Origin of the sequence: Kitasatospora cathayae, assembly GCF_027627435.1 — a bacterium.
Lineage (GTDB): Bacteria > Actinomycetota > Actinomycetes > Streptomycetales > Streptomycetaceae > Kitasatospora > Kitasatospora cathayae.
Genome location: NZ_CP115450.1, coordinates 6,605,684 through 6,631,964 on the forward strand (window position 1 = coordinate 6,605,684; position 26,281 = coordinate 6,631,964).

Here is a 26,281-nt window from a genome sequence, read left to right on the forward strand (position 1 = left end):
CAGCCGCGGCCCCCGGACACTCCCTAGCGGGTCACTTGGCCTTCTTGGAGAAGTAGTCGAACATGTGCGCCGCGACGTCCTCCAGGTAGGGGCCTGCCTCGTAGGTGTTGGCGCCGTTGCCGACGGAGGTGTCGCTGACCAGGGCCGGCTTGCCGTCCTTGGTGGCGTACCAGCCGCCGCCGCTGCTGCCGCCGGTCATGTTGCAGCCGATCATCAGCATCGCCGGACGGTCCGGGACGCCCGGCTTCGCGGTCGGCTTGCCGCCGTCGCAGTGCTCCAGCTCGACGCCGTCGAAGGGCTTGCCCTCGGGGAAGCCGTAGTTGGAGACCGAGGCGAGCTGGTCGCGCGGGGCGTTGAACCACAGCGGCACCGAGCCGCCGACGGTCTCCTCCAGCGACTTGCCGTTCGGGTCGGGGTTGGCGACCTTGATGATGCCGAAGTCGTACTGGCTCCAGGGGCCGCCCTTCTCCGGGTCGGCCTCCTGGGTCCACTGCGGGGAGACCATGCCGGCGGTCGCGCCCCACTCGCCGTACGGCTCGGCGTCCTCCAGCTTGGACTTCTGCTTGTTGCCGTTGCTCAGCACGCCGTTGCTGTTGAAGGCCGGGGCGAAGGTGATGTCGGTGTAGTACTTGTTGCCCTTGCCGCCGTGCAGGCAGTGGCTCGCGGTCCACACCAGGTTGCTCTTGCCCGGGTTGGCCGGGTCGGAGACCACGGTGCCGGAGCACACGTAGTCGTCGTTGCCGTCCTTGAAGAAGATCTTGCCGTTGACGTGCATGTTCTTCGGGAACGGGTGCGCCACGGGCTTCGCCGCGACCACCGAGGGCAGCTGGTCCGGCCCGAGCGGCGGCTGCGCGGCGGTGGGCTGGGCCGGGGCCGCGCTGGTCGGCTGCGCGGTCGGCTGGGCCGGGGCCTGCGTCGGGTCCTGGGCCGGCGCCTGCGGCAGCGGCTTCGGCTTGGCGTTCAGCAGCTTCTGCAGCGTCCAGTAGCCCTTGACCGCCGGGGTGATCACGTTGGCCTGGGCCCACTTGTCCCAGTCCTCGAGCTTCCAGGTCTTCAGCTCCTGGACCGTCGGAAGCTTGATCGGAGCCGCGCCCGGCTTCCCGGAGGCGGAGGCGGCGACCGTCGGAGCCGCGCTCTGGGCGCCGGCCGGGTCACTGTTGTCCGGCCCGCAACCGGTGGCGACCACCATGGTCAGTGCGGCGACGGAAGCGCCGAGGACGGCACGGCTCGGCCGGGATATCGGTGACATGAGTTCAAATCCCCCTGTTGACTACCGCCATACGGCCCGTTCCTCGGGTACGGCCCGGGGGCCGCAGGTATGGCAGGTGAGGAGTCTGCCATGCGGATAAGAAACCCCTTACATCCACCCCCGGCTGGGACGAGGCTGTCACCGGATCGGCACGGGATCGGCACCGGGCCTTTGCCATGGGTCAATGAACGGCGCCTGCCGGCCGTGCCGTGCCGTGCCGTGTCGGCCGTGCCGGCCGTGGCCGTGCCGAATAAATCGGTTGCACCCGTTCGTCGGCGTGCCTAGCGTGGTCCACGTCATCCGCCAGACAAGGAGAAGGCCGTTGCTCTACTGAGGTCCCGGGACACCGCCCCCGCCACGCAGGCCCTGCTGCCCCGTGGTGTGCGAGTGTGCGACCTCAGTCACGGCCCCGTGGCGCACGCGCATTACCAGCGCCGCCCTGTCCTCCGGCCGTTCCGGTTCCGCACCCGCGGTGTCTCCCCGTGTTGCTCATCACCCCTTCAGCAACCACCCGGGAGGCCTTGCATGGCACAACCCACCACCGCCGTCCTCTGCACCGACCTCGCGTTCGAGTGGCCCGACGGCAAGCCCGTCCTGGACGGATTCCACCTCGCCGTCGGCCCCGGCCGCACCGGACTGATCGGCCTCAACGGCGCCGGGAAGTCCACCCTGCTGCGGCTGATCGCCGGCGAGCTCACCCCCACCGGCGGCACCGTCCGGATCGCGGGCGAACTCGGCTACCTGCCCCAGGGCCTGACGCTCGACACCGGCCTGCGGGTCGACGAGGCGCTCGGCATCCGGGCCGCCCGCGAGGCCCTGCACGCCATCGAGTCCGGCGACACCGACCAACGGCACTTCGACGCCGTCGGCGACGACTGGGACGTCGAGGAGCGCGCCCGCGCCACCCTCGACCGGCTCGGCCTGCACCGCCTCGGCCTCGACCGCACCACCGGCGAACTGTCCGGCGGCGAGGCGGTGTTGCTGCGGCTGGCCGCCCTGCTGCTGCGCCGCCCCGACGTGCTGCTGCTCGACGAGCCCACCAACAACCTCGACCGGGCCGCCCGCGAGCGGCTCTACGAGACGGTGGCCGGCTGGCACGGCGTCATGGTGATCGTCAGCCACGACCGCGAGCTGCTCCGGCACGTCGACCAGATCGCCGACCTCCGGGACGGCGAAGTCACCTGGTACGGCGGCAACTTCGACGAGTACGAGCACACCCTCGCGGCCCAGCAGGAGACGGCCGAGCGGCTGTTGCGCAACGCCGAGGCCGACGTCCAGCGCCAGAAGCGGGACTTGGTCGAGGCCCGCAGCAGGCTGGAGCGCAGCGCCAGCTACGGCAGGAAGCGCTCGATCACCCGCAACGACCCGCACATCGTCGCCGGGATGCTCAAACGCAAGGGCCAGGAGACGGCCGGCCGGCTCACCGGCATGCACACCGAGCGCCTGGAGGAGGCGAAGGCGCGGCTCACCGCCGCCGAGCAGGCGGTGCGCGAGGACGCCGAGATCCGGGTCGACCTGCCGCGCACCGCAGTGCCGGCCGGGCGCGGGGTGCTCACCCTGCAGAAGGTCCGGCTGCCCGACGGCGCCACCGTCGACCTCGACCTGCGCGGTCCCGAGCGGATCGCCCTGGTCGGGCGCAACGGCTCCGGCAAGACCACGCTGCTGCGCACCATCGCGGGCGAACTCGCCCCGCTGGAGGGCATGGTCACCATCCAGGTGCCGCTGCGCCACCTGCCCCAGCGGCTCGACCTGCTGGACGACGAGCTGACGGTCGCGGAGAACGTCAAGCTGTTCGCGCCCGGCGCCGGGGACAACGCCGTCCGCGCCCGGTTGGCCCGCTTCCTGTTCCGCGGCGGCCGGGCCGACCAGCCGGCCGGCACCCTGTCCGGCGGCGAGCGGTTCCGGGCGACGCTGGCCGCCCTGCTGCTGGCCGACCCGCCGCCGCAGCTGCTGCTGCTCGACGAGCCGACCAACCACCTGGACCTCGCCAGCGTCCGCCAGCTCACCGAGGCGCTGGCCGCGTACCGGGGCGCGCTGATCGTGGTCAGCCACGACCTGCCGTTCCTGCGCGGCCTGGGGCTGACCAGGTGGCTGGAGCTGGACGGCGAACTGAGGACGGTGGATCCGATGTAGCGACTACTCCCGGTCTCGCTGGTCGCCCCGCGCGTCCTCGGTGAGCAGCCGGCGGGCCGTGCTCAGGGCGGAGTCGCCGGGTCGTTCGGTGCCGGCCGGGTGCGCTGCGCCGGCAGGACGGCAGGATGGCAGGTCGGCAGGGCGGCAGGTCGGCGGGTGGGGCGACGGGTGGAAATCCGCCGCCCCGCTGCCAACTGCCGTGTGCTGCAGTACCATCGGCGACATGCCTGCGCTCAACATCGAGTACACGGAGCACGAACTCGCCGCGATCCGCGAGGCCGCCGCCGCGGACGGCAAGAGCGTGAAGGCGTACGTCCACGACCTCAGCGTGCGGGAACAGCAGCGGCGGGTGTTCGTGGAGCACGCGGTCGCGTTCTGGAAGGACCACCGGGCGGAGTTCGACGCGGCGTTCCCGGAGGACGCGCCCGCCGCGTGAGGCACGGGGGAGCGGCCCGGTGAACGGCGAGGACGTGACGCTGCTGCACGTCGACCTGCGCTGGCTGCTCGACGTGCAGGAACGGTCCTCCCCGGAGGACCTCAGCGTGCGGGACTACTCGGCGTTGCAGGCCGCGGTGGCCCGGCACCGGGTGAACACCGCCCAGCTCGGTCACGACGCCGACCCCGCCTGGTGCGCGGCCACCCTGATGCACACCATCGTGCTGCTGCGTCCGCTCCCGGTGCGCAACAACCTGTACGCCTGCATGACGACGGCCGCGTACATGCACGCGGCCGGGGAGGGGATCGACCCGCCGTACGGGGCGCTGGTCGAGCTGGCCCGGGACGTCGTCGAGGGCAGGGCGGACGTGTACGCGGCGGCCGACCGGATCCGCTCCTGGCGGATCTGAGGCCGGCCGCTGCTCCGTTCTACGCCCGGACGGGCCTCCACCGCCCCGCGACCAGCGTGCCCAGTCGGTCCAGCCCGACCACGAGGGCGGCGAGCACCACGAACTCGACCGTCAGCTGGGCGATCTGGCCCCAGACGTAGCCGTAGCCCCTGGTGGTCGGGTCGAAGAAGAAGTACGGGTAGGGCGTCGGGAAGTCGTCGAACAGCGCGTTGCGGGCGAGTACGACCGCCGCGTAGCCGAGCGGGAAGGCCAGCCACAGCGGGATGTCCTTCCAGGCCGCCGCGTTGCGCGGCTTCAGCACCAGCCAGTCGACCAGCACCATCACCGGCGTGACGTAGTGCAGGAAGAAGGACGACCAGTGCGCCAGCCGGTCCGGCCCGCTGACCAGCCCTGGCAGCGGGTTGGCGCCGTGCTGGAGCAGGACGTGCGAGACCAGCCCGGTGATCAGGATGTACAGCGTGGCGGCCCCGCGCAGCCGGGGCGCGGGCGCGTCCACGGTGTCGCGCTTGACCATCCAGTACACCGCGCCGATGAAGTAGCCGAGCACGATGACGTTGCTCTGCACGGTGAAGTACACCAGCGAGGAGGCCCCGAGGACCAGGCCGAGGCCCGCGGAGAGCACGATGCCCGAGCGCCACCACAGCGCCGGGCGGGTCCGGACGGTCATGCGGTCACCAGTTCGTTGAGGCGATACGGGAGGTATCGGACGGCCAAGCGGAAGTCCGCACTCTACTTGCCGCCCTCGGGGGCGGGGAACCCGCGTACGAGCGGCTACGGCGACCCACCGGTTCAGCCCGGCAGCACGAACCCCGACTCGTACGCCGCGATCACCGCCTGGGTGCGGTCCCGGGCGCCCAGCTTGGCCAGCACGCTGCCGACATGGGTCTTCACCGTCTCCTGGCTCACCACCAGCTGCCGCGCGATCTCACCGTTGTTCAGCCCGGTGGCCATCAGCCGCAGCACCTGCGCCTCCCGCTCGGTCAGCCGCCCGATCGGCCCCCGGCCCGCGGCCGCCTCCCGCCGGCCCTCCGCGCCGTGCCGCAGCGCGAGTTCGCGCAGGGCCGCCGGGAACAGCAGCGAGTCCCCGCGCGCGACCAGCCGCACCGCCTGGACCATCTCCTCCGCCCGCGCCCGCTTCAGCAGGAACCCGGCCGCGCCCGCGCGCAGCGCGTCGTACACGTGGTCGTCGTGCTCGAAGGTGGTGACCACCACGATCCTCGGCGGTTCGGCCATCCCGCCGACCAGCTGCTCGGTGGCCCGGATGCCGTCGATGCCGGGCATCCGGACGTCCATCAGCACCACGTCCGGGCGCAGCTCGCGCACCAGCGGGACGACCTCGGCACCGTCGGCGGCCTCGCCGACCACGCGGAGGTCCGGCTCGGCGTCGATCACCACCCGCAGGCCCATCCGGACCAGCCGTTCGTCGTCCGCGATCACCACGCGGATGGTGCCGCCCCCGTCGGTCCCGTGCTCGTCGGTCATCCCGCGCTCCCTCCCACCGGCAGCCACACGGCCAGCCGCCACGTCGTTCCGTCCTCGCTCGGCCCCACGCTGCTGCCGCCGCGCAGGGCCGTCGCGCGTTCCCCGATCCCGCGCAGCCCGCGCCCGCCGCCGGGGCGGCTCGGGCGGGCCGGGCCCAGCGGGTTGGTCAGTTCGATCTCCAGCCGGCCCGCGTCGAGCGCGACCCGCAGCCCGGCCGGGGCGGGCCCGGCATGCCGCAGCACGTTGGTCAGGCCCTCCTGCACGATCCGGTACGCCTCGCGGGAGACCTCGGCCGGCAGCGCGCCGAGGCCCGGTGCCAGCTCGGCGTCCACCGTCACACCGGTCCGGGCGAGTTGGCGCAGCAGGTCGTCCAGCCCGGCCAGGGTGGGCCCGGCCGGTCCGGCGCCGGCGTCCTCCTCCTCGCGCAACAGCCCGAGCACGGTGTCCAGTTCGGCGACGGCCCCGCGGGCGGTCTCCTCGATCGCCCGCAGCGCCTCGGCGGCGAAGTCCGGGTCGGTGCGCAGCACCCGGGCGGCCGCCGAGGCCTGGATGCCGACCGCGCTGAGCGCGTGGCCGACCGAGTCGTGCAGTTCGCGGGCCAGCCGGTTGCGCTGGGCGAGCACGGTGGCCCGCCGCTCGGCGGCGGCCAGCCGTTCCTCCGGGGTCGGGCCGAGCAGGGCGGGTGCCCAGCGGGCCAGCAGCGTGCCGCAGGCGGCGTTGGTCCCGACGATCAGCAGCAGGACGGCCAGGCCCAGCGTCGGGCCGGTGATCATCCAGCCGGGGAAGCGGTCCGTCCAGTACTTGGCGAGTTCCTCGCCCCCGGCGAATCCGAAGATCAGCACCACCGCGAACGGCGCCCCGGCCAGCGTCATCCCGGCGACCACGCCGCCCGAGAACAGGTGCAGCACGAACCAGAGCGCGGTGCGCCACCGGGCCGCCCAGGACCGGGCCGGCCCGGTGGCCAGGTCCTCCGGCCGCGCCACCGCGCACAGCGCCCGCGCGGCCGCGCCCTCCAGGCCCCGGACGGTCGGTACCAGGGCGGTGACCGCTGCCATCGGCAACGAGGTGAACAACGCGAGGAGCTGCAGCAGCAGTTGGCGAACGTGCCCCTGGTCCGGGTTGAGTGCCCCGAGCGCCACCACCGACAACAGGTAGTACGGCATGAGCAGCGCGCCGCCCAGCACCAGGTGCACCCAGCGCAGTCGGGCCCGCCGCCCGAACAACGCCTCTCCCGCCCGCCGAATCAGGCCGCCCCCCGTGTCCACCCGGGTGACTCTACGACAGCGCCGCGCACCGCCGCCGCCCGTTCCACCAGCGCCACCGCGCCGACGGCCAGCATCAGCACCGCGGACACCACCTGGGTGGCCTGCACCAGGGCCATCAGTCCGGTCGTCTCGGCCGCGGTGGCGCCGTAGGCCACCAACTGCCAGCAGCCCCAACCGAACAGCGACCCGGCGGCCGTCCAGACCACCAGCAGCGGCGCGCGCAGCGGCCGCCGGGGGCGGATCCGGAACACCAGCATCAGCAGTCCCGCCGAGGCGGCCACCGCCATCACCGCCGTCACGGCGTCCATCACCGCCACGCCCCTGGACCGGTCCTGTGCCAGCGCGATCGGCAGCCCGGCGGTGCCGCCCGCCGCCCAGTACGCCCGGGCCACCGCGATGCCGAGCCCGAGCAGCGCGGCGACGCAGGCCAGACCGCGCTGCGCGGTCAGAGTGGGGGAGTGCGGCAGGTCGCCGATCTTCGCCCGCAGCAGCGCGGCCCAGCGCTGCCGGGCGTACAGGACGAACGCGGTGATCAGCGCCGACCCCTGGACGGCGAAGCCGCCGTACACCACGGGGAAGACCCAACCGCCGAGGCCGTTGCCGTTGTCCTGCTGCGTGCTCCGCTCGGGCCCCAGCAGCAGGACACTGAGCAGGTACAGCGGCAGCGCCAGCAGAATGGTGCCGAGCAGCCCGGTAGCCACCCACATCGGGAAGGCCACCAGCCCGGCCGGCGCCCGCCGTCCCCACGGCCGGACGAAGGCCAGCGCCAGGGCGACGGCGATGGCGTCCATCCCGAAGGTCAGCAGGTTCAGCAGCCACAGCCTGTCCATCTCCCCGGGGTCGCCCGACCCCACGGGATGTCCGGTCAGCCACAGCGTCTTGAGCGTCAGGTACGGTCCCGTCGCCGCCACGGCCGTCCACGCGGCCCCGGCCCGTACCCGTCCTTCGTCGATCCTCATGCCCCAACGCTGCCGCCGCGCCCCGGCCCGCGGCCTCCGCCCTGGGCGCGATCCCCCTCCCCCCGGCGGGGGATTCCGGCTGCTACGCCATCCGGTGGATCAACCGGTCCTCGTGGTCCACCCGCCCGTCCGGGTCCGCGACCAGCCCGAGCCGTTCGGCGAGCCGCCGCGAGGGCAGGTTGTCGGCCCGGATCAGCGCCGTCACCGGAATCCCCGGGAACCGCGGCAGCGCCTCCGCCATCGCCGCCCGGCACGCCTCCGCCGCGTACCCCTTGCCCCAGGCGGACGGCCGGAACCGGTAGTACAGGTTGAACACCTGCTCCCCGTCCAGCGTGTGCAGGAACAGCCCGGCGACCCCGATGATCACCTCCGGCTCCTCCCGGGTCGACACCATGCAGTACCCCACCCCGTCCCGCGGCCAGTCCGCCACGAACCCCGCCAACTGCTCCCGCGCCTGCGCGATGTCCCGCTGCGGCCCGTACGGGTTGTACCGGTTGGTCTCCGGATCCCCGTGGATCGCGAACATCGCCTCGGCGTCCCCCTCCTGCGGGCGCGTCAGCACCAGCCGCTCGGAAACGGCGACGATCGTGCGGGCGGTGGTGACGTCCTGGTCGACGGTGGCCATGCTGCTTCCCCCGATGTCGTACGTAATGGATCGCTCGCACGATAGACCATTACGCCACCATTGCGCCCGCCCAATTTCTACAGGATCGGCTCACACCCGATCGTCTTGGCACCTGCGGTGAGGAACTGCTTCCAGGCCTCCTCGGTGCTGGGGAACAACGTCTGGAGGATGTCGGAGTCCATCCGGAAGTAGGTGGGTCTGCCCTGGCACGTCGCTACCACCTCCCGGTCCCGCAGGGGCGTGGCCCAGCGGGACCGGCCGAATGCGGGCGACGTGTCCTTCTCGATCACCGGGGGGCGGAGCCGGGGCTCGGTTCCGATGGTGAACGAGTAGGCGAAGGGACTCCTGTCCGTGCTGATCCGGCAGGTCCACACCGGGTCGAACGCAGTGTTCACGCTCTCCTTGTAGCCGTTGCCTCCAGCGGCGCCGGTCGCGGTGAACCCCGGCAGGCCGCAGATCGAGCCACTGTTCAGATCGTGCTCGTGCCCGGCCTGGGACAGTGCGTGCGGTGCGGGGAACGGCGTCTTCCCGCACCCCTTGTCCGCCGCGACGCCGTTCACCGCCGCCGCGGCGAGACGGGCCAGCTTTCCAGCGCCGGGTCCGTCCTCGCCGCCCGATTTGACCTCGACCCGCAACCCGGTGCCGCACTCCCCGGGAAGCAGTGCCCAGGCCCGGTCGTCGCGAGCCGCTCCGGCCGCGCCGCCGTTCGCCGAAGCGGCGAACAGTCGATCTCCCGCACTGGCCGGGTAAGGGCCGAGGTCGTCGGCCTGATCGACCTGCACGAAGACGGACCGGCTGTTGCCGAAGACCCCGTAGCTCACCGTCGCCGTGCAGAACGCTCCACCGCTGGGCGATTCCCAGGCACCGTTCTTTTCGCCGCTGACCTTGCCCGGCCCGAGCGCGTCGTTCAGCGCGGCCGCGCTCACCGCGCCGTCGCACACGCTGTCCGGACCGAAGGCGTTGCTCAGGTTGTTCGCGAGGAACGCCCCCGCCCCGGCCACCACCGCTACCGCCCCGGCTACGACGACCGCCGCCCGCACCCGCAACGGCCACGTGGTGAACCCGCGCCGGTCGAGCGCCGCATCGATACGCTCGGCGCCGCTCTCGGAACGCTCGTGTTGCTGCTCCGTCACGCGATCACCCGTTGCCGAACGCGGCCTTGTAGGCCTCGTTGATCGACGTGTAGTAGTGAACCTTGCCCGTGTCGGCCAGTTGGGCGAGCTGGAAGTTGCGCTCAGGGACACCCAAGTCCTGGGCCTTGGCGTTGAGCATGTCCGCCACCTGCGACTGTCCGGCAGTGTAGAGGCTGCTGATATCACCCTGCGCCTTGGTGTTGATGGCGTTGATGGTGTTGTTCGCCCAGTTGCTCGTGGCAACGTCGACGTAGCGCTGGGCGACGTCACCCACCGGCAACAAGGCCGTACCCGGCAGCATGTTCGCGATGGTGCCGACGTTGTCCGTGGCCGGGGCGACCGGTCCGGTGGTGAAGTACGGGCTACCCACGTGTGGGTTCCTCCCCCAGGTTCGGCAGAGGGGTTCGTACCCCCTGCGGCATGACGACCGTACAGGTCCCCTCCGTCAGTACACCGACGCACCCTCCGTGGTGCCAGTTGCACCGGGGGTGGTCGGGTCCGTCAAGGGCTCGTCAAGCGGGAATCGGCAAGGCGGGGCCGGGGGCGAGGTCTTGTTACCGGCGGGTCGCTTCCCTATCATCGCGAGTGTTACAGCTTTACTGTCAAACCCCGAAGGGTTCTGCGGCCAGTGGGTGACACGAGCAGTCCGGCGGGCGGTGCGGTCGGTCCGGGGCCGTTGGCGGGTGTGCGGGTGGTCGAGCTCGCCGGGATCGGACCGGGGCCGTTCGCGGCGATGTTGTTGGGCGATCTCGGGGCGGACGTGGTGCGGGTGGACCGCCCGGAGCCCTCGCCGCTCGGGACGGATCCGGCGTACGACCTCACCAACCGGAACAAGCGGTCGGTGCTGGTCGACCTCAAGGCACCCGAGGGACCCGGACTGGTGCTGGACCTGGTCGAGCGAGCCGACCTGCTGATCGAGGGCTACCGGCCGGGTGTCGCGGAGCGGCTCGGCGTCGGACCCGAGGCGTGTCTGGCACGCAATCCGGCGCTGGTGTACGGGCGGATGACCGGGTGGGGGCAGCAGGGCCCGCGGGCCGCCACCGCCGGGCACGACCTCGGGTACGCGGCGGTGGCCGGGGTGCTCGGGCTGGTCGCCGCGCCGGGCGGGGCCGACGCGCCGCCCGGGATCCCGGCGAACCTGCTCGGCGACTACGCGGGCGGCTCGCTCTACCTGGTCGTCGGCCTGCTGGCCGGGCTGCACCACGCCCGTGCCACCGGTGCCGGCCAGGTGGTCGACGCCGCGATCGTGGACGGTGCGGCGCACCTCGGCAGCATGCTGTGGGGGCTGCTCGCGGCCGGCCACTGGCAGGACCGCCGGGGCGTCAACCTGCTGGACGGCGGTGCGCCGTTCTACGCGATCTACCCGGCGGCCGACGGCGGGCACCTCGCGGTGGGCGCCCTGGAGCCCCGGTTCTACGCCGAGTTCGCCCGACTGCTGGAGCTGGGCCCGGACGCGCCCGGCCAGTACGACCTCGCCCGCTGGCCCGAACTGCGCGCCCTGATCGCCGCCCGCTTCGCCAGCCGGACCAGGGCCGAGTGGGAGACCGTCTTCGCCGGCTCGGACGCGTGCGTGGAACCTGTGCTGACGATGCGTCAGGCCGCTTGCGAGGAACACCTGTTGGCGCGCGGGACGTACGTCGAGGTGGACGGTGTGACCCAGCCCGCCCCCGCCCCGCGGTTCTCCGCGACCCCCGGCGCGCTGCGCCGCCCGCCGGCCCGGCCGGGCGCGGACACCGCGGAGGTGGCCCGGGACTGGGCCGTGCCGTCGCTCGGTTCCGGAGCCGTCGACACCGAACCATTCGACTCCGCAGCAGAACAAGGGGAGTAGCGTTGCAGCGCGAGATCTTCACCGAGCAGCACGAGGACTTCCGGGACACCGTGAAGGCCTTCCTCGCCAAGGAGGTGCTGCCGCACTACGACCGCTGGGAGAAGGCCGGCATCGTCGACCGCTCCGTCTGGCTGGCGGCCGGCCGGCAGGGCCTGCTCGGCATCGCCGTGCCCGAGGAGTACGGCGGTGGCGGCGCCCCGGATTTCCGCTACGCCGCCGTGCTGGCCGAGGAGTTCGCCCGGGCCGGCGCCTCCGGGCTGGCGATCGGGCTGCACAACGACATCATCGGCCCGTACCTCACCTCGCTCGCCACCGAGGAGCAGAAGCGCCGCTGGCTGCCCGGCTTCTGCAGCGGCGAGCTGATCACCGCGATCGCGATGACCGAGCCCGGCACCGGCTCCGACCTGCAGGGCATCCGCACCCAGGCGGTCGACCAGGGTGACCACTTCCTGCTCAACGGCGCCAAGACCTTCATCTCCAACGGCATCCTGGCCGACCTGGTCATCGTGGTCGCCCGCACCACCCCCGAGGGCGGCGCGCACGGGCTGAGCCTGCTGGCCGTCGAGCGCGGCACGCCCGGCTTCGAGCGCGGCCGCAACCTCGACAAGATCGGCCAGAAGGCCCAGGACACCGCCGAGTTGTTCTTCGAGGACGTCCGGGTGCCGAAGGAGAACCTGCTCGGCGAGCTCAACGGCGGCTTCGTCCACCTGATGCAGAACCTCGCCCAGGAACGGCTCACCATCGCCGCCGCGGCGATCGCCGGCGCCGAGTACCTGGTCGAGATCACCACCGACTACGTCAAGCAGCGCGAGGCCTTCGGCCGTCCGCTGGCCAAGCTCCAGCACGTCCGCTTCGAGATCGCCGAACTGGCCACCGAGTGCGCGATCACCCGGACCTTCGTCGACCGCTGCATCACCGAGCACAACCGCTACGCGCTCACCCCGGCGGACGCCTCGATGGCCAAGTGGTGGGCCACCGAACTGCAGAAGCGCACGGCCGACCGCTGTCTCCAACTCCACGGGGGGTACGGGTACATGAGCGAGTTCCCGGTCGCCCGGGCGTTCACCGACGGCCGCATCCAGACGATCTACGGCGGCACCACCGAGATCATGAAGGAGATCGTCGGCCGCTCCATCCTCGACTGAGTCCGCGCCGGCCCTCTCCGGCGCCGCCCAGTACCCCAGGACCCTCAGGAACCCCCCTGCCCCGAAAGGCATTCCCATCGTGACCACCGAAGCGTACGTCTACGACGCGATCCGCACCCCGCGCGGCCGCGGCAAGGCCAACGGCTCGCTGCACGGCACCAAGCCGATCGACCTGGTCGTCGGCCTGATCCACGAAATGCGCCGCCGCTTCCCCGAGTTGGACCCGGCCGCGATCGACGACGTCGTGCTCGGCGTGGTCTCGCCGATCGGCGACCAGGGCTCCGACATCGCCCGGATCGCCGCCATCGCGGCCGGTCTGCCCGACACCGTCGCCGGCGTCCAGGAGAACCGCTTCTGCGCCTCCGGCCTGGAAGCCGTCAACCTGGCCGCCGCCAAGGTCCGTTCGGGCTGGGAGGACCTGGTCCTGGCCGGCGGCGTGGAGTCGATGTCCCGGGTCAAGATGGCCTCCGACGGCGGCGCCTGGTTCGCCGACCCGATGACCGCCTACGAGACCGACTTCGTCCCGCAGGGCATCGGCGCCGACCTGATCGCCACCATCGAGGGCCTCTCCCGCACCGACGTGGACGCCTTCGCCGCCGAGTCCCAGGCCCGCGCCGCCAAGGCCCAGGCGGACGGCCTGTTCGACCGCTCGGTGGTCCCGGTGCGCGACCGCAACGGCCTGGTCGTGCTGGAGCGCGACGAGTTCATCCGCCCCGGCACCACCGTCGAGACCCTGGCCGGCCTCAAGCCCTCCTTCGCCCAGATCGGCGAGGCCGGCGGCTTCGACGCCGTCGCCCTGCAGAAGTACCACTGGGTGGAGGCCATCGACCACGTCCACCACGCGGGCAACTCCTCCGGCATCGTGGACGGCGCCGCCCTCGTCGCGATCGGCAACCGCGAGGTCGGCGAGCGGTACGGGCTGCGCCCGCGCGCCCGGATCGTCTCCGCCGCCGTCTCCGGCTCCGAGCCGACCATCATGCTCACCGGCCCCGCCCCGGCCACCCGCAAGGCGCTCGCCAAGGCCGGCCTCACCGCCGCCGACATCGACCTGGTCGAGATCAACGAGGCCTTCGCGGCGGTCGCGCTCCGCTTCATCCGCGAACTCGGCTTCCGGCACGACCAGGTGAACGTCAACGGCGGCGCGATCGCCCTCGGCCACCCCCTCGGCGCCACCGGCGCGATGCTGCTCGGCACCGTCGTCGACGAACTGGAGCGGCGCGACCTGCGCTACGGCCTGATCACCCTGTGCGTGGGCGGCGGCATGGGCGTCGCCACCATCGTCGAGCGCGTCTGAGCCCCTTCCGCCCGCCCCGGTACACCTGGAGACCGTGAACTCATGAGCGACACCACCACCATCCGCTGGGAGCAGGACCAGGACGGCGTGGTCACCCTCGTCCTCGACGACCCCACCCAGTCCGTCAACACCATGAACGAGGCCTTCACGGCCGACTTCGAGGCCGTGGTCGAGCGGCTGGCCGGCCTCGCCTCCTCCGACGCGCTGCGCGGGGTGGTGATCACCTCCGGCAAGAAGACCTTCTTCGCCGGGGGAGACCTGCGGATGCTCTCCGCCGCCCGCCCCGAGGACGCCGAGGCCGTCTTCGAGAAGTCGATGCGGATCAAGCGCTCGCTGCGCAAGCTGGAGACCCTCGGCAAGCCGGTCGTCGCCGCCGTCAACGGCAGCGCGCTCGGCGGCGGCCTGGAGATCGCCCTCGCCTGCCACCACCGGATCGCGCTGAACACCCCCGCCAGCCGGATCGGCCTGCCCGAGGTCACCCTCGGTCTGCTGCCGGGCGGCGGCGGTGTGGTCCGTACGGTCCGGCTGTTCGGCATCACCGACGCCCTGCTGAAGTACCTGCTGCAGGGCCGCCAGTACCGCCCCGCGCAGGCGCTGGAGCACGGGCTGGTGCACGAACTGGTCGACACCCCGGAGGAGTTGACCGCCCGGGCGAAGGCCTGGATCGAGGCCAACCCGACTGCCGTCCAGCCCTGGGACGTCAAGGGGTACAAGATCCCCGGCGGCACCCCCGCCACCCCCGCCTTCGCCGCCAACCTGCCCGCCTTCCCGGCCAACCTGCGCAAGCAGCTGAACGGCGCCCCCTACCCGGCGCCGCGCAACGTGCTCGCCGCCGCGGTGGAGAGTGCCCAGGTCGACGTCGACACCGCGATGGTGATCGAGGCCCGCTACTTCACCGAGCTGGCCTGCGGGCAGACCAGCAAGAACATGATCCAGGCGCTGTTCTTCGACATGCAGGCGGTCAACTCCGGTGCCGGGCGCCCCAAGGACGTCGAGAAGCGGCTGGTCCGCAAGGTGGCGGTGCTCGGCGCCGGGATGATGGGCGCCGGCATCGCCTACGCCTGCGCCAAGGCCGGCATCGACGTCGTGCTCAAGGACGTCAGCCTCGAGGCCGCCGAGCGCGGAAAGGCCTACTCCGAGGGGCTGTTGAACAAGGCGATCGCCCGCGGCCGCTCCACCGAGGCCAAGCGCGACGCCCTGCTCGCCCGGATCACTCCCACCTCCGAGGCCGCCGATCTGGCCGGCTGCGACGCGGTGATCGAGGCCGTCTTCGAGAACACCGAGCTCAAGCACAAGGTGTTCCAGGAGGTCGAGGGCGTGGTCGCCCCCGACGCGCTGCTCTGCTCCAACACCTCCACCCTGCCGATCGGAGTGCTCGCCGAAGGCGTCCGGCGCACCGGTGACTTCATCGGCCTGCACTTCTTCTCGCCGGTCGACAAGATGCGCCTGGTCGAGATCATCCGCGGCCCGCAGACCGGCGACGAGGCGCTCGCCCGGGCCTTCGACCTGGTCCGGCAGATCGACAAGACCCCGATCGTGGTCAACGACTCGCGCGGCTTCTTCACCTCGCGGGTGATCGGCCAGTTCCTCAACGAGGGCGTCGCCATGGTCGGCGAGGGCATCCACCCGTCCTCGATCGAGCAGGCCGCCGCCCAGGCCGGCTACCCCGCCAAGGTGCTCTCCCTGATGGACGAGCTCACCCTCACCCTGCCGCGCAAGATCCGCGACGAGTACCGGCTCGCCGTCGAGGCCGCCGGCGGCACCTGGACGCCGCACCCGGCCGACGCGGTGGTGGACCGGATGGTCGACGAGTTCGGCCGCCCCGGACGCAGCGGCGGCGCGGGCTTCTACGAGTACGGCGAGGACGGCAAGCGCGGCCGGCTCTGGCCGGGGCTGCTGGAGCACTTCTCCCGGGACGGTGCCTCCGATGCCGCTGACGTCCCGTTCGAGGACCTCAAGGAGCGGATGCTGTTCAGCGAGGCGCTCGACTCGGTGCGCTGCCTGGAGGAGGGCGTGCTGACCTCGGTCGCCGACGCCAACGTGGGCTCGATCCTGGGCATCGGCTTCCCGGCCTGGACGGGCGGCGTCTTCCAGTACATCAACGGCTACCAGGGCGGCCCGGCCGGCTTCGCGGCGCGCGCCCGCGAACTCGCCGCGGCGTACGGCGAGCGGTTCGCGCCGCCGGCGCTGCTGGAGCGGATCGCGGAGGAGGGGCGGACCTTCACCGACTGACCTTCACCGACTGACCGGAGGGCGCCCGGGCCCGGGCGGATCAGGGTGAGGCCGTGTGCCCCGCACGGCCTCGCCCGGCCTTCTCGCCCGGTTTCCTCAGCCGGTGTTCTCGCCCGGTTTTCTCGCCAGGTGTTCTCAGCCGGTGTTCTCAGCTGGTTTCCTCGCCCAACTCCTCGCCCAACTCCTCGCGCAAGGACCGCTGGAACGCGGTGACCAGCACCTGCGCGACCATCGGCTGTATGTGGTCGGTGAGCTCCTTCATCCGGGCCAGCTCCGCCGGGTCCGGCTCGCTCTCCCGGTACGGCTTCCACACCGTCTCCCGGAACAGCCGCTGCAACTCCCGGGCCGTCGCCCGGCTGTGCTCCAGCACCACCGCGCGGGCGGCCAGCAGCGTATCCAACGGGATCGGCACGTCCAGGATCCGTACGCCCAGCGGCAGGAGGCCCGGGTCCGCCCGGAACACCTCCGGGTCGGCCGTCGGTTCCAGGGCGCCCATCGCGATCAGGCGTTCCACCTGCTCCTCCGACAGCCCTCGACCGGCCCGCCGCTCCAACTGTGCCCGGCCCACCTCCTCGGCCGTCTCCGGCGTCCAGGACGCCACCAGCGCCCGGTGGATCGCCAGGCCCAGCGGTGTGCTGTCCTCCGGCAGCCGGGCCAGGTACCGCTCGATCGCGGCCAGCGTCAGCCCCTGCCGCTGCAGCTCCTCGATCAGCCCCAGCCGGTCCAGGTGCGCGGCCCCGTACAGCCCCACCCGCCGCGGCCCCAGCTCCGGCGGCGGCAGCAACCCCTTCGTCCCGTAGAACCGCACCGTCCGCACCGTCACCCCGGCGCGCGCCGCCAACTCGTCCACCGTCAGCCGCACCTCGCCCACCCCGGCGCCGTGCTCCCCCATCTGCTGCCTCCCGCGCTGGCACACTCCTGCTGTGACAGCAGCAGTGTGACAGTGCACTGCAATCAGGTCCATCGGGCGCATCGGGTCCATCGGGTGGACCGGCCGGGGCGGGATGGGACGGGGCGGGATGGGGCGGAGTGGGGCGGCCTGAACGAGCGGACCGGCACGCTTCCGGGGTACGGGGGCGTGCCGGTCCGGTGGCCGGATACCGGTGCTCAGCGGGAGGTGGGTCAGGCGAGGGCTGCGTGGTGGCGGCGGGTGACCTCGGGATGGGCTCGGGTGTAGCCCTTCCACTCGTTGAAGCCGAAGTCGGCGAAGAGCGGGTTGGCCGGGTCCTCGGTGGCGCCGGGGGCGTGGTGGGCGAGGGGGAAGTCGAGCGGTTCGATGTGGGCGTCGAGCCGGGGATTGTAGAAGAACGGGACGGAGTAGCGCTCGCGGGCTCCGGGCGGGCTGACCACGCGGTGGCTGGTGGCCTTGAGGTAGCCGTCGGTGGCCACTTCCAGCAACTCGCCGAGGTTGACCACGAAGGCGCCGTCGAGCGGCGGGACGTCCAGGAAGGTGCCGTCCGGGCGCTCGACCTGGAGGCCGCCGACGGAGTCCTGGAGGAGCAGGGTGATGAAGCCGTAGTCCTTGTGGGCGCCGACGCCCTGACCGGCGCCGTCCGGGGCGGTGCCGGGGTAGCGGACCAGCTTGAGGCGCAGGTGGGGGTGGCCGGCGAAGGCGTCGTCGTAGAAGTCGGGGCGGGCGCCGATCGCGGCGAGGAGTTCGTGCAGCAGGCGCCGGGCGACCGTGCCGAGGTGGTCGATCCAGCCGAGCGCGGCGGTGCGCAGCTCGGGGAGTGCGGCCGGCCACTGGTTGGGACCCTCCAGCCACCAGTACGGGGGCTCGCCGGTGCCGGGGGCGTGCGGGGGCAGCTCGGCGCCGATGTCCAGCTGGTCGCGCCAGTCCTGGCTGCCGCCGGTGCGCTCGTCGCCGGTACGGGTGTAGCCGCGGTAGTGCGGGGAGTTGAGGTTGCTCACGGCGAGCCGGTCGGCCTCGGGGAGGGCGAAGAAGGCGCGCATGGCTCCGGTGAGCGCGGCCGTCTCCTCCGGGGTGACGCCGTGGCCGACGAGTTGGAAGAAGCCGACGCCGGTGGCCGCGGCGCGGAGCTCGTCGTGCAGTCGGCGGCGGTCCTCCCGGGTGCCGTCGGCGAGCGAGAGGTCGATCACCGGGAGGGCCTCGGGGTGCGCCTCCGCGGTGGAGCCGGTTCCGGATATGGGCGTGTGCTGCTGCGTCATGTGTGACATCCGCTGGTCTCGTCCCGGCTGGTCCCGGTGGTCGACCAGGGAAGGCCGGAGCCTCGCCTGGTGCGGCGGGTGCTCCGGAAGCCGGGAGGTGGTGGGCGGCCGCTCGGGGCCGCCATGAGGGTGGGTGGCGCGAGGTTCAGCCGGAGCGTCGACAGGACATGCTCGTCACGCGGAGCAGGTCCACGTGGCGGCGGCGAACAAGGATGAGCACCTCACCAGCGTAGATGACCCGCTCGGTGGTGGGCGAGCCCCCTACCGCGGAGGGTCGCCACTCACTTGTCGGTGGTCTATCAAGAAGCTTCGGGTTGCGGTGATCGGCGGCTCCCTTCCGGAGCTGTCGAGGCTGTCAGGCGTTGCTGAGGACATCAGGCCTTGCTGACGCTTCAAGCGTTGCTGTGGCCGTCAGGCGTTGTTGAGGTACGCCAGGACGGCCAGGACGCGGCGGTTGTCGTCATCGGAGGGCTGGAGGTCGAGCCGGACGAAGATCGACGCGGTGTGCTTGGCTACCGCCCGCTCGGTGATCACCAGTTGCTGGGCGATCGCCGCGTTCGACCGGCCCTCGGCCATCAACCCCAGCACCTGCCGCTCGCGCGGGGAGAGGGTGGAGACCGGGCCGGCCGAGGAGTTGTGGGTGAGCAGCCGGGTGATCACCTCCGGATCCATGGCCGTACCGCCCTGGGCGACCCGCCGGACGGCGTCGAGGAACTGTGCGCCGTCCAGCACGCGGTCCTTGAGGAGGTAGCCGATTCCGCCGGAGCTGCCGGCCAGCAACTCGCGGGCGTACAGCTGCTCCACGAACTGCGACAGCACCAGCACTGGCAGGCCCGGGTGGGCCTGCCGGGCGGCCAGCGCCGCGCGCAGCCCCTCGTCCGTGAAGCTCGGCGGCAGCCGCACGTCGACCACGGCGATGTCGGGCCGGTCGGCGGCCACCGCGGCGAGTAGCTGCTCGCCGTTCTCGACCGCCGCGGTGACCTTCATGCCGTTGGCCTCCAGCAGCCGGGTCAGCCCGTCCCGGAGGAGGAAGAGGTCTTCGGCGATGACAACGCGCACGGGATCTCCAGGTTCACGATGGTCGGACCACCGGACGGGCTGCTGATCGCGAGCACCCCGTCGAAGGCGGCCAGTCGGCGTTCGGTTCCGCTGAGGCCGGTTCCCCGGGACGGTTCGGCGCCTCCGCGCCCGTCGTCGGTGACCGATATCCGCAGCAGCCCGTCACTGTGCCCTATCTCGATCCACACGTGCGAGGCTTCGGCGTGTTTCACCACGTTGGCCAGCAGTTCGCTCACCGCGAAGTAGGCGGCCGACTCCACCGGAGCCGGGGCCCGGCCGGGCAGGCCGCCGGTGAAGGTGACCGGCAGCGGCAGGTCCAGCGCGGTCGCCTCGACCGCGTCGGCCAGGCCGCGGTCGGCCAGCACCGGGGGGTGGATGCCCCGGACCAGGTCCCGCAGCTCGCCCAGCGCCTTCACCGAGGACGTCCGGGCCTCGGCCAGCAGCGGCCCGAGGGCGTCCGGGTCGTGCTTCACCTGCTCGGCGACGGTCAGCAGCATGCCGAGCGCCACCAGCCGGGCCTGCGCCCCGTCGTGGAGGTCCCGTTCGATCCGGCGCAGCTCGGCCGCCCCGGCATCGATGGTGTCCGCCCTGGTGCGCGCCAGGTGGCTGATCTGGCGGGCGAGTTCGACCCGCCGGGAGGGGCCGAGCAGGGACCGGGCGGCCTTCTCGTGCATCCGCAGGACGGGCGGGGCGGCCCACAGGATCGCGAACGGGGCCACCCAGACGCCCATGCCGTAGACGATCACCAGCGGGAAGAGCAGTCCGTTCCGGCCGAAGATCTCCATGGCGATCGGGGTCAGTACCACGACTGCGGCCGTGAACAGTACGGCGAGGCCGGTCAGGAGCGCCCAGGCGAGGTCCCGCCAGGTCGCCGGGTCGGTCAGCCAGCCGCCGGCGCGCAGCCGCTGCCAGGAGCCGGCCGTGCCGTCCGGGTGGCGGTACGGCACCGGGATCGGCTGCCCGCTCCATCGGTGGACCACCCGTCGGCTCTCGGTGGCGATCCAGCGGGCGCCGAACAGCCCGAGCACCAGCAGCGAGGGGGCCAGCCAGAGCGAGACGGACCGGTCGCCAGGCGCGGCGCCGCCGTACAGGTGGGTCGCCGTCACCGCGATCGCGCCCGGGGCGAACAGCACGGCCCCGACCGCCCGGCCGCCGCCGCCGGTGGCCCAGCACAGTGCCCAGAGGGCGACCGGACCCAACGGCACGAGCAGGATCAGTGGCCCGCCGAGCCCGAACGGCCGGGACTCGTCGGGCCCGAACAGCACGGCGCCCAGCAGGACCGGCCCGGCCAGCAGCGAGATCAGCCCCGTCACGGCCAAGGTCACCAGGTACCAGGCGCGTACGCCGTCCACACAGGCCCGGCCCACCCGCCGGGCCGCCCTGTCGATCGCTCCCGCCCTCATGTCGCGCCCCCTCTGTCCTGAGCCCCCACCGGGGCGCTCGAAGCCTGACGTCCGGAGCCCCGCAGGCTCCGGTTCCGATCTTTCGCTGGTCAGTCTGCCCCGCGCGAAAGCCCGATGCTCTAGGCCTGAACACCCAGTTCGGGGTGTATCTGGATACACCCTCAGGACGCCGCTTAGACGGCTGTCTGCACCCGGTCGCGGATTCGTAGCGTGATGTTCCGTCAGCCGGTCCGGGCTTCCCGGTGCCGGCCCCCGAACCGTGGAGGGCCCCGTGAACGCGCCGATCATCAGGATCCGCGGCGTCAGCAAGGCGTACGACCGATCCGACACCGCCCGTCCTGCCCTGGCCGGGCTCGACCTGGAGGTGCGGGCCGGCGAGGCGCTGGCCGTGCTCGGCCGCTCGGGCAGCGGCAAGTCCACGCTGCTGAACCTGATCGCCGGCCTCGACCGCCCGAGCGAGGGCGGCGTCGAGGTGGACGGCGTGGCCGTCCACGAGCTCGGCGAGGCCGCGCTGGCCGAGTACCGGCGGACCCGGATCGGCATGGTGTTCCAGTTCTTCAACCTGCTGGACGACCTGAACGTGGCGGACAACGTGCTGCTCCCGGCCCAACTGGCCGGGATGCGGCGGGAGCAGGCCCAGGCCCGGGCCGCGGAGCTGCTGGAGCGGCTCGGGGTGGCCCGGCACGCCAAGGCCTTCCCCGGCCGGCTCTCCGGCGGCGAGCGCCAGCGCGTCGCAGTGGCCAGGGCGCTGATGAACCGTCCGCCGCTGCTGCTGGCCGACGAGCCGACCGGAGCACTGGACACGGCCTCCGCGGCCGACGTCCGCGACCTGCTCCGCCAGCTCAACGCGGAGGGCCAGACGATCCTGCTGGTCACCCATGACACCGCGCTCGCCGAGGCCTGCGCCGACCGGACGATCGAGCTGCTCGACGGCCGGCTGGTGCGGGACACGGCGGCGGTGCCGGTGACCGGTGGCCGGAGAGGGGTGGGCGCATGACCGCGATGGGCAAGGTGGTCCGGGCCGGGGTCGGCCGCAAGCGGGTACAGACCCTGGTCATGGTGCTCACCACGATGATGTCGGTGACGGCGTGCATCCTCGCCCTCGGGCTGGTGGTCGCCGCCCAGGCCCCGTACGAACGCTCGTTCAGCGACCAGCACGGCGCGCACCTCAACGTGCTGTACGACCAGACCAGGGCCAGCCCCGCCCAGCTCGCCGCGGCCGCGCACGCGCCCGGGGTGACGGCCTCGGCCGGCCCCTACCCGGCGCTCACCCTCCAGCCGCGTTCCGGCCCGGACACCGAGATCCCGCCGGCCGGCAGCCTGCTGCCGCCGATGACACTGGTCGGCCGCGCCCAGAACGGCCCGATGGACGACCTGCGGATCACCAGGGGCCGCTGGATCTCCGGCCCCGGCGAGGTGGTGTTCCTGGACGGGCACTCCCCGCTGGCCGTCGGCGACAGCGTGCAGTTCCCGGACCTGCCCGGCCATCCGACGCTCAAGGTCGTCGGCCTGGCCGCCTCGGTCTCCTGGAGCGCGGACGGCTGGGTCGCCCCCGAGCAGGTGGCCGGCCTGACCGCACCGGGTACGACGCCCGCCGCCCAGTGCCTCTACCGCTTCGCCCGCGCCGGCAGCGACGCCGAGGTGGCGGCCGACCACGCGGCGATCGCCGCCGCGGTGCCGAGCGGTGCGATCACCGAGGCGACCACCAACCGACCGGCCCGGGAGGAGGCCAACCGGACGGCCTCGACCTTCGTCCCCTTCGTCACGGCCTTCGGGGTGCTCGGTCTGGCCATGTCGGTGCTGATCATCGGAGTCGTGGTCAGCGGCGCGGTGAGCGCCGCCACCCGGCGGATCGGCATCCTCAAGTCCCTGGGCTTCACCCCGGCCCAGGTGGCACGCGCCTACGTCGGCCAGGCACTGATCCCCGCCGGGGTCGGCACCGTACTCGGCGTGTTCGGGGGCAACCTGCTGTCCGTCCCCGTGCTCGGCATGGCCCACAAGGCACTGCGCGGAGGGCTGCTCGGCATCCCGCCGTGGGTGGACGCGGTGGTCGCGGTGGCGGCCCTGGGCGCGGTGGCCGGCACCGCGCTGGTGCCCGCGCTGCGGGCGGGACGGCTGCGTACGGTGGAGGCGCTCGCGGTCGGCCGGACGGCGCCGGGGGCCAAGCGGGCGGCCGCCGGGGGAGCGGCGGGCCGGGCCGGAGCGATGGGCCTGCCGGCCCGGGTGCAGAACCTGATCAGCCGGTTGCCGGTGCCGCGCGCCCTCAGCCTCGGGCTGGCGTCCCCACTGAACCGACCGGGCCGCTCGGCGACCACCGCCGCCGCGGTGGTGCTCGGCACGGTCGGGGTCACCCTGTGCGTCGGTCTGACGCTCTCACTGGGTTCCCTCCAGGACGGGCTGACGGCCGACCGCGCGGGCAAGGTCCTGGTCCAGGCCCCGATGGACGGCTCCAAGCCCGTCGATCACGTGGACGAGGCGGCCGTGGTGAAGGCGATCGAGTCCCGGCCCGGCACCCGGGCCTGGTACAGCAGCGTGCCGGTCCCGGCCACCGTCGCGGGGAACACCGGGCGCTCCCAGCTGGTCGCCTTCACCGGCGACCCCACTTGGAGCGGTTTCCAACTGGTCGAGGGCCGCTGGTTCCACGGCCCCGGCGAGGTGGCGGTCAGCGCGGCCTTCCTACGGGCCAACCAGGCGAAGGTGGGTGACATCGTCACCCTCACCGACCACGGGCGCAGCACCCCGGCGAAGATCAGCGGTGAGGTCCTGACCACCGAGGACGTGGTGTTCCTGGACCGGTCCTCGCTGGAGCCGCTCGGCGGCGCGATCCACGCCGAGGCGATCTCCTTCCACATCGACCTCACCCCGGGAACCGACGCGAAGACCTACGCCGACGGACTGGACTCCGCCGTCTCGCCGATGGGGCTGAGCGCCGACCCCGGCCAGGATCACATCAACATCGTGGTGCTGGCGATGAACACCCTGGCGGGCACGCTCACCCTGCTGCTCTCCGTGGTGGCCGGGCTCGGGGTGCTCAACACGGTGCTGCTGGACACCCGGGAACGGGTGCACGACCTCGGGGTGCTCAAGGCGCTCGGGATGTCGCCCCGGCAGACCGTGGGCATGGTGCTCACCTCGGTTTGCGGCAGCGGACTGGTGGCCGGGCTGATCGGGGTGCCGATCGGGATCGCGGTGCACCACCTGGTCATGCCCGCGATGGCCCACGCCGCCGGGATCGGGGTGCCGGACGTGGACCTCACGGTGTTCGCCCCGTCGGTGGTGGGGCCGCTGATACTCGGCGGCCTGGTGCTGGCCCTGCTCGGGGCCCTGCTGCCCGCCACCTGGGCCGCCCGCACCCGGACGGTCACGGCGCTACGGACGGAGTGACGGCGGCCAGCGGTCGGCGGCGGAGGCCGCGGGCGGCAGGGGAGGAGGAGCAGCGGGCGGTGCGGGGCCCGGCCACCCGGTCGGAGGACAACCGGGAGCACGGGCCCCGCCCGGCTCAGGAGAGCCGTGCCTCCGCGTACGCCTCCATGGCGGCGCGCTGGTAGGCGGCCAGCCCCGGGGTGATGGCCTCGTACGCGGCGCTCCACTGCTCGTTCTCCGTGCACGAGCGCGCGATGGCGAGGTAGTCCTCCACCGGGACCGTCCGGAGCCCGCTGAGCAGCTGGTACTCCTCGTCGATCAGGTGTTGCGCGGGCTCGGAGCCGGCCGGGTGGCCGGCCACCATCAGCTCCGCCAGGCGGACCATCCGTGCGGTCCGCTCGCGCTGGCCGGCCTCGATCTCGGCCGGGGTCATCGCGGCGGTCGCGCGTCGGGCGGCCTCGGCGTGCTCGGGGAAGTCGCGCAGGCTGGCGTCGACGTCGGCGGGCTGGATCCCCTCGAACAGGTTCTCGGGCCGGTTGATGCTGGTCATGGGTGTGCCGTCCTTCCGGGAGCGTTCCAGATCGGCGATCGTGCGCGAGACGGTGGTGGCCAGGGCATCGAGCCGGTCGCGCTCGGCGACCAGCCGACGGTGGTGGCCCCGCAGGGACTCCAGTTCGTCCACCTGGTCGCCGATGATCCGGGCGATCTCGGCCAGCCCCACGCCCAGCGCCCGCAGGACGAGGATCTGCTGCAGCTGCAGCAACTGCCCTTCCTCGTAGTAGCGGTGGCCGTTGGAGCCGATCCAGGCCGGGGACAGCAGCCCGATCTCGTCGTAGTGCCGCAGGGTCCGGGCGGTCACGCCCGACATCCGGGCGACCTCCGCGATCGGCCAGGCCATCTGCCGTCTCCTCTCCCAGGTTCTGCGCTTCCAAGTGCTGGGTTCCGCGCCAGCGCGCACGTTCGCTCGACCAGGGCCGGTTCCTCCGGCCCTGGTCACGACGGTAGAAGCTGCCGCTGCGGCAGCTTCAAGCCCATCGCACCACCGCACTCACCGCGCCACCGCCCCCACCGCACCCCCGCGCCGGTTACGGCACCGACCCCGCTGCTTCCGCCGCCGACCGCAGCGCCTCCACCATGGCCCCGAGCACCGGTTGCCCCCAGGCGCCCTCCCGCACGGCGGCGTGCAGCGTACGGACCGGCTCCGGGCCGCGCACCCGGCACACCGTGACACCGGGGTGTCGCTGCGTCAGGCCGAGCTCCGGAAGCAGCGCGACCCCCAGCCCCGCCGCGACGAAGCCCTGCGCGGTGAGGTAGTCCGCGCCGTCCACCGCGACCGCCGGACGGAACCCGGCCGCATCGCAGGCGTCGTGCACCAGGCTCCGGCAGGGCCCGGGCAGTTCGGCGCCCACCCAGGGCTCGTCCGCCAGCTCGGCCAGGTCCAGCACGCGCCGCGCGGCCAGCCGGTGCCCCCGGGGCAGTACGGCGCGGTACGGATCGTCGTGCAGGTGCACCAACCGCAGGCCGGCCGGGGCCTCCTCGGACCAGAACGCCACGGCCAGGTCGGCCCGGCCGGCCCGTACCTCGGCGAGCTGGTCCGTCGATTCGGTCAGGCCCAGGTCGAGCCGCACGCCCGGATACTCCCGGCGGAAGGCGGCAATGGCCGGGGCCACCAGGGTGGCCCCGGCGGTGGCGAAGTAGCGGACGGCCAGGCTGCCGCTGCGCCCGGCTCGCAGGTCGGCCAGTGCCGCACCCGCCTCCGCGACCTGCCGGTCGATGGCCGCCGCGTGACCGGCGAGCAGCAGCCCGGCGGCCGTCGGCCGCACGCCCCGCCCGATCCGCTCCAGCAGGGCCGTCCCCGTCTCCCGCTCCAGCGTCGCCACTTGCTGGCTGACGGCGGACGGGGTGTAGCCGAGCGCGGCGGCGGCCGCGCTCACCGAGCCGTGGTCGACGACGGCTCGCAGCACCTGCATCCGGCGGACGTCGAGCGAGGCATTCATGCAGTCCAGCTTAAACATCATGAAGAACTTTTCGCTTGTGCTACTTGATCCCTCCGCGCGATCGTCATCCGACACCCCGTCCACCACCGACCGGAAAGGC

At 72.8% G+C, this 26,281-nt stretch carries 23 protein-coding genes; 9 read left to right on the forward strand and 14 right to left on the reverse strand.

Annotated features, from left to right (window positions below):
- Positions 1 to 31: 31 nt before the first annotated feature.
- Positions 32 to 1,249: a trypsin-like serine peptidase gene (locus O1G21_RS29965; protein ID WP_270148073.1), complete on the reverse strand. Its 1,218-nt coding sequence runs from the start codon at positions 1,247 to 1,249 to the stop codon at positions 32 to 34.
- A 525-nt stretch (positions 1,250 to 1,774) separates the two neighbouring features.
- Between O1G21_RS29965 and O1G21_RS29970 the strand changes: the two genes are divergently transcribed.
- The 3 genes from O1G21_RS29970 (at position 1,775) to O1G21_RS29980 (ending at position 4,227) form a co-directional block, all read left to right on the forward strand.
- Positions 1,775 to 3,382: an ABC-F family ATP-binding cassette domain-containing protein gene (locus tag O1G21_RS29970; RefSeq protein WP_270148075.1), complete on the forward strand. Its 1,608-nt coding sequence runs from the start codon at positions 1,775 to 1,777 to the stop codon at positions 3,380 to 3,382.
- A 223-nt stretch (positions 3,383 to 3,605) separates the two neighbouring features.
- Complete coding sequence (locus O1G21_RS29975) at positions 3,606 to 3,818, forward strand: hypothetical protein (protein ID WP_270148077.1); 213 nt, start codon at positions 3,606 to 3,608, stop codon at positions 3,816 to 3,818.
- 19 nt (positions 3,819 to 3,837) lie between these two features.
- Positions 3,838 to 4,227, forward strand: a complete 390-nt coding sequence (locus O1G21_RS29980; RefSeq protein WP_270148078.1) for a toxin Doc — start codon at positions 3,838 to 3,840, stop codon at positions 4,225 to 4,227.
- A 19-nt stretch (positions 4,228 to 4,246) separates the two neighbouring features.
- On the opposite strand, the gene O1G21_RS29985 is transcribed toward O1G21_RS29980, so the two are convergent.
- From O1G21_RS29985 to O1G21_RS30015, 7 genes are all read right to left on the reverse strand, one after another.
- Complete coding sequence (locus O1G21_RS29985) at positions 4,247 to 4,894, reverse strand: Pr6Pr family membrane protein (RefSeq protein WP_270148080.1); 648 nt, start codon at positions 4,892 to 4,894, stop codon at positions 4,247 to 4,249.
- A 122-nt stretch (positions 4,895 to 5,016) separates the two neighbouring features.
- Entirely contained in the window at positions 5,017 to 5,709 is a 693-nt protein-coding gene (locus O1G21_RS29990; protein ID WP_270148081.1) for a response regulator, read from the reverse strand.
- Positions 5,706 to 6,974, reverse strand: a complete 1,269-nt coding sequence (locus O1G21_RS29995) for a sensor histidine kinase (RefSeq protein ID WP_270148083.1) — start codon at positions 6,972 to 6,974, stop codon at positions 5,706 to 5,708. Before O1G21_RS29995 ends, O1G21_RS29990 begins: the two co-directional genes overlap by 4 nt.
- Entirely contained in the window at positions 6,953 to 7,933 is a 981-nt protein-coding gene (locus O1G21_RS30000) for a hypothetical protein (RefSeq protein ID WP_270148084.1), read from the reverse strand. The genes O1G21_RS29995 and O1G21_RS30000 overlap by 22 nt, the downstream gene beginning before the upstream one ends.
- Positions 7,934 to 8,015: 82 nt before the next feature.
- Positions 8,016 to 8,558, reverse strand: coding sequence for a GNAT family N-acetyltransferase (locus O1G21_RS30005; RefSeq protein ID WP_270148085.1), 543 nt, complete (start codon positions 8,556 to 8,558; stop codon positions 8,016 to 8,018).
- Between the two features lie 77 nt (positions 8,559 to 8,635).
- Positions 8,636 to 9,691 carry a hypothetical protein gene (locus O1G21_RS30010; protein WP_270148086.1) on the reverse strand — a complete coding sequence of 352 codons (1,056 nt, stop codon included), beginning with the start codon at positions 9,689 to 9,691 and terminating at the stop codon, positions 8,636 to 8,638.
- A gap of 4 nt (positions 9,692 to 9,695) precedes the next feature.
- Positions 9,696 to 10,061, reverse strand: a complete 366-nt coding sequence (locus O1G21_RS30015; RefSeq protein ID WP_270148087.1) for a hypothetical protein — start codon at positions 10,059 to 10,061, stop codon at positions 9,696 to 9,698.
- Positions 10,062 to 10,319: 258 nt separating this feature from the next.
- On the opposite strand from O1G21_RS30015, the gene O1G21_RS30020 reads away from it, so the two are divergent.
- From O1G21_RS30020 to O1G21_RS30035, 4 genes are all read left to right on the forward strand, one after another.
- The gene (locus O1G21_RS30020) at positions 10,320 to 11,519 is read left to right on the forward strand and encodes a CaiB/BaiF CoA transferase family protein (protein WP_270148088.1); all 1,200 of its coding nucleotides are present in this window, start codon (positions 10,320 to 10,322) and stop codon (positions 11,517 to 11,519) included.
- Between the two features lie 2 nt (positions 11,520 to 11,521).
- A complete protein-coding gene (locus O1G21_RS30025) occupies positions 11,522 to 12,664 on the forward strand; it encodes an acyl-CoA dehydrogenase family protein (protein ID WP_270148089.1) in 1,143 nt (380 codons plus the stop codon).
- Between the two features lie 79 nt (positions 12,665 to 12,743).
- Complete coding sequence (locus O1G21_RS30030) at positions 12,744 to 13,958, forward strand: acetyl-CoA C-acetyltransferase (protein ID WP_270148090.1); 1,215 nt, start codon at positions 12,744 to 12,746, stop codon at positions 13,956 to 13,958.
- Positions 13,959 to 14,000: 42 nt separating this feature from the next.
- Positions 14,001 to 16,190: a 3-hydroxyacyl-CoA dehydrogenase NAD-binding domain-containing protein gene (locus tag O1G21_RS30035; protein WP_270148091.1), complete on the forward strand. Its 2,190-nt coding sequence runs from the start codon at positions 14,001 to 14,003 to the stop codon at positions 16,188 to 16,190.
- A 148-nt stretch (positions 16,191 to 16,338) separates the two neighbouring features.
- Here the strand turns inward: O1G21_RS30035 and O1G21_RS30040 are convergent, their stop codons facing one another.
- The 4 genes from O1G21_RS30040 to O1G21_RS30055 form a co-directional block, all read right to left on the reverse strand.
- Complete coding sequence (locus O1G21_RS30040) at positions 16,339 to 17,082, reverse strand: MerR family transcriptional regulator (protein ID WP_270148092.1); 744 nt, start codon at positions 17,080 to 17,082, stop codon at positions 16,339 to 16,341.
- A 230-nt stretch (positions 17,083 to 17,312) separates the two neighbouring features.
- Positions 17,313 to 18,359 carry an isopenicillin N synthase family dioxygenase gene (locus O1G21_RS30045; RefSeq protein WP_270148093.1) on the reverse strand — a complete coding sequence of 349 codons (1,047 nt, stop codon included), beginning with the start codon at positions 18,357 to 18,359 and terminating at the stop codon, positions 17,313 to 17,315.
- A 411-nt stretch (positions 18,360 to 18,770) separates the two neighbouring features.
- Positions 18,771 to 19,418, reverse strand: a complete 648-nt coding sequence (locus O1G21_RS30050; protein ID WP_270148094.1) for a response regulator — start codon at positions 19,416 to 19,418, stop codon at positions 18,771 to 18,773.
- Positions 19,370 to 20,821 carry a sensor histidine kinase gene (locus O1G21_RS30055; RefSeq protein ID WP_270148095.1) on the reverse strand — a complete coding sequence of 484 codons (1,452 nt, stop codon included), beginning with the start codon at positions 20,819 to 20,821 and terminating at the stop codon, positions 19,370 to 19,372. Before O1G21_RS30055 ends, O1G21_RS30050 begins: the two co-directional genes overlap by 49 nt.
- 271 nt (positions 20,822 to 21,092) lie before the next feature.
- On the opposite strand from O1G21_RS30055, the gene O1G21_RS30060 reads away from it, so the two are divergent.
- Both O1G21_RS30060 and O1G21_RS30065 read left to right on the forward strand, forming a co-directional pair.
- The gene (locus O1G21_RS30060) at positions 21,093 to 21,818 is read left to right on the forward strand and encodes an ABC transporter ATP-binding protein (RefSeq protein WP_270148096.1); all 726 of its coding nucleotides are present in this window, start codon (positions 21,093 to 21,095) and stop codon (positions 21,816 to 21,818) included.
- Positions 21,815 to 24,205, forward strand: coding sequence for an FtsX-like permease family protein (locus O1G21_RS30065; protein WP_270148097.1), 2,391 nt, complete (start codon positions 21,815 to 21,817; stop codon positions 24,203 to 24,205). Before O1G21_RS30060 ends, O1G21_RS30065 begins: the two co-directional genes overlap by 4 nt.
- A gap of 115 nt (positions 24,206 to 24,320) precedes the next feature.
- Here the strand turns inward: O1G21_RS30065 and O1G21_RS30070 are convergent, their stop codons facing one another.
- Both O1G21_RS30070 and O1G21_RS30075 read right to left on the reverse strand, forming a co-directional pair.
- A complete protein-coding gene (locus tag O1G21_RS30070) occupies positions 24,321 to 25,082 on the reverse strand; it encodes a MerR family transcriptional regulator (RefSeq protein ID WP_270148098.1) in 762 nt (253 codons plus the stop codon).
- A gap of 187 nt (positions 25,083 to 25,269) precedes the next feature.
- Positions 25,270 to 26,154: a LysR family transcriptional regulator gene (locus O1G21_RS30075; RefSeq protein WP_270151331.1), complete on the reverse strand. Its 885-nt coding sequence runs from the start codon at positions 26,152 to 26,154 to the stop codon at positions 25,270 to 25,272.
- Positions 26,155 to 26,281 lie beyond the last annotated feature (127 nt).

Bases quoted from the DNA above. Each gene is read 5' to 3' on its own strand.
- O1G21_RS29990 (WP_270148081.1), bottom strand. From the start codon at position 5,709: ATGACCGACGAGCACGGGACCGACGGGGGCGGCACCATCCGCGTGGTG.
- O1G21_RS29975 (WP_270148077.1), top strand. From the start codon at position 3,606: ATGCCTGCGCTCAACATCGAGTACACGGAGCACGAACTCGCCGCGATC.
- O1G21_RS30005 (WP_270148085.1), bottom strand. From the start codon at position 8,558: ATGGCCACCGTCGACCAGGACGTCACCACCGCCCGCACGATCGTCGCC.
- O1G21_RS29970 (WP_270148075.1), top strand. From the start codon at position 1,775: ATGGCACAACCCACCACCGCCGTCCTCTGCACCGACCTCGCGTTCGAG.
- O1G21_RS30035 (WP_270148091.1), top strand. From the start codon at position 14,001: ATGAGCGACACCACCACCATCCGCTGGGAGCAGGACCAGGACGGCGTG.
- O1G21_RS30055 (WP_270148095.1), bottom strand. From the start codon at position 20,821: ATGAGGGCGGGAGCGATCGACAGGGCGGCCCGGCGGGTGGGCCGGGCC.
- O1G21_RS30065 (WP_270148097.1), top strand. From the start codon at position 21,815: ATGACCGCGATGGGCAAGGTGGTCCGGGCCGGGGTCGGCCGCAAGCGG.
- O1G21_RS29985 (WP_270148080.1), bottom strand. From the start codon at position 4,894: ATGACCGTCCGGACCCGCCCGGCGCTGTGGTGGCGCTCGGGCATCGTG.
- O1G21_RS30075 (WP_270151331.1), bottom strand. From the start codon at position 26,154: ATGCAGGTGCTGCGAGCCGTCGTCGACCACGGCTCGGTGAGCGCGGCC.
- O1G21_RS30070 (WP_270148098.1), bottom strand. From the start codon at position 25,082: ATGGCCTGGCCGATCGCGGAGGTCGCCCGGATGTCGGGCGTGACCGCC.
- O1G21_RS29965 (WP_270148073.1), bottom strand. From the start codon at position 1,249: ATGTCACCGATATCCCGGCCGAGCCGTGCCGTCCTCGGCGCTTCCGTC.
- O1G21_RS30045 (WP_270148093.1), bottom strand. From the start codon at position 18,359: ATGACGCAGCAGCACACGCCCATATCCGGAACCGGCTCCACCGCGGAG.
- O1G21_RS30040 (WP_270148092.1), bottom strand. From the start codon at position 17,082: ATGGGGGAGCACGGCGCCGGGGTGGGCGAGGTGCGGCTGACGGTGGAC.
- O1G21_RS30000 (WP_270148084.1), bottom strand. From the start codon at position 7,933: ATGAGGATCGACGAAGGACGGGTACGGGCCGGGGCCGCGTGGACGGCC.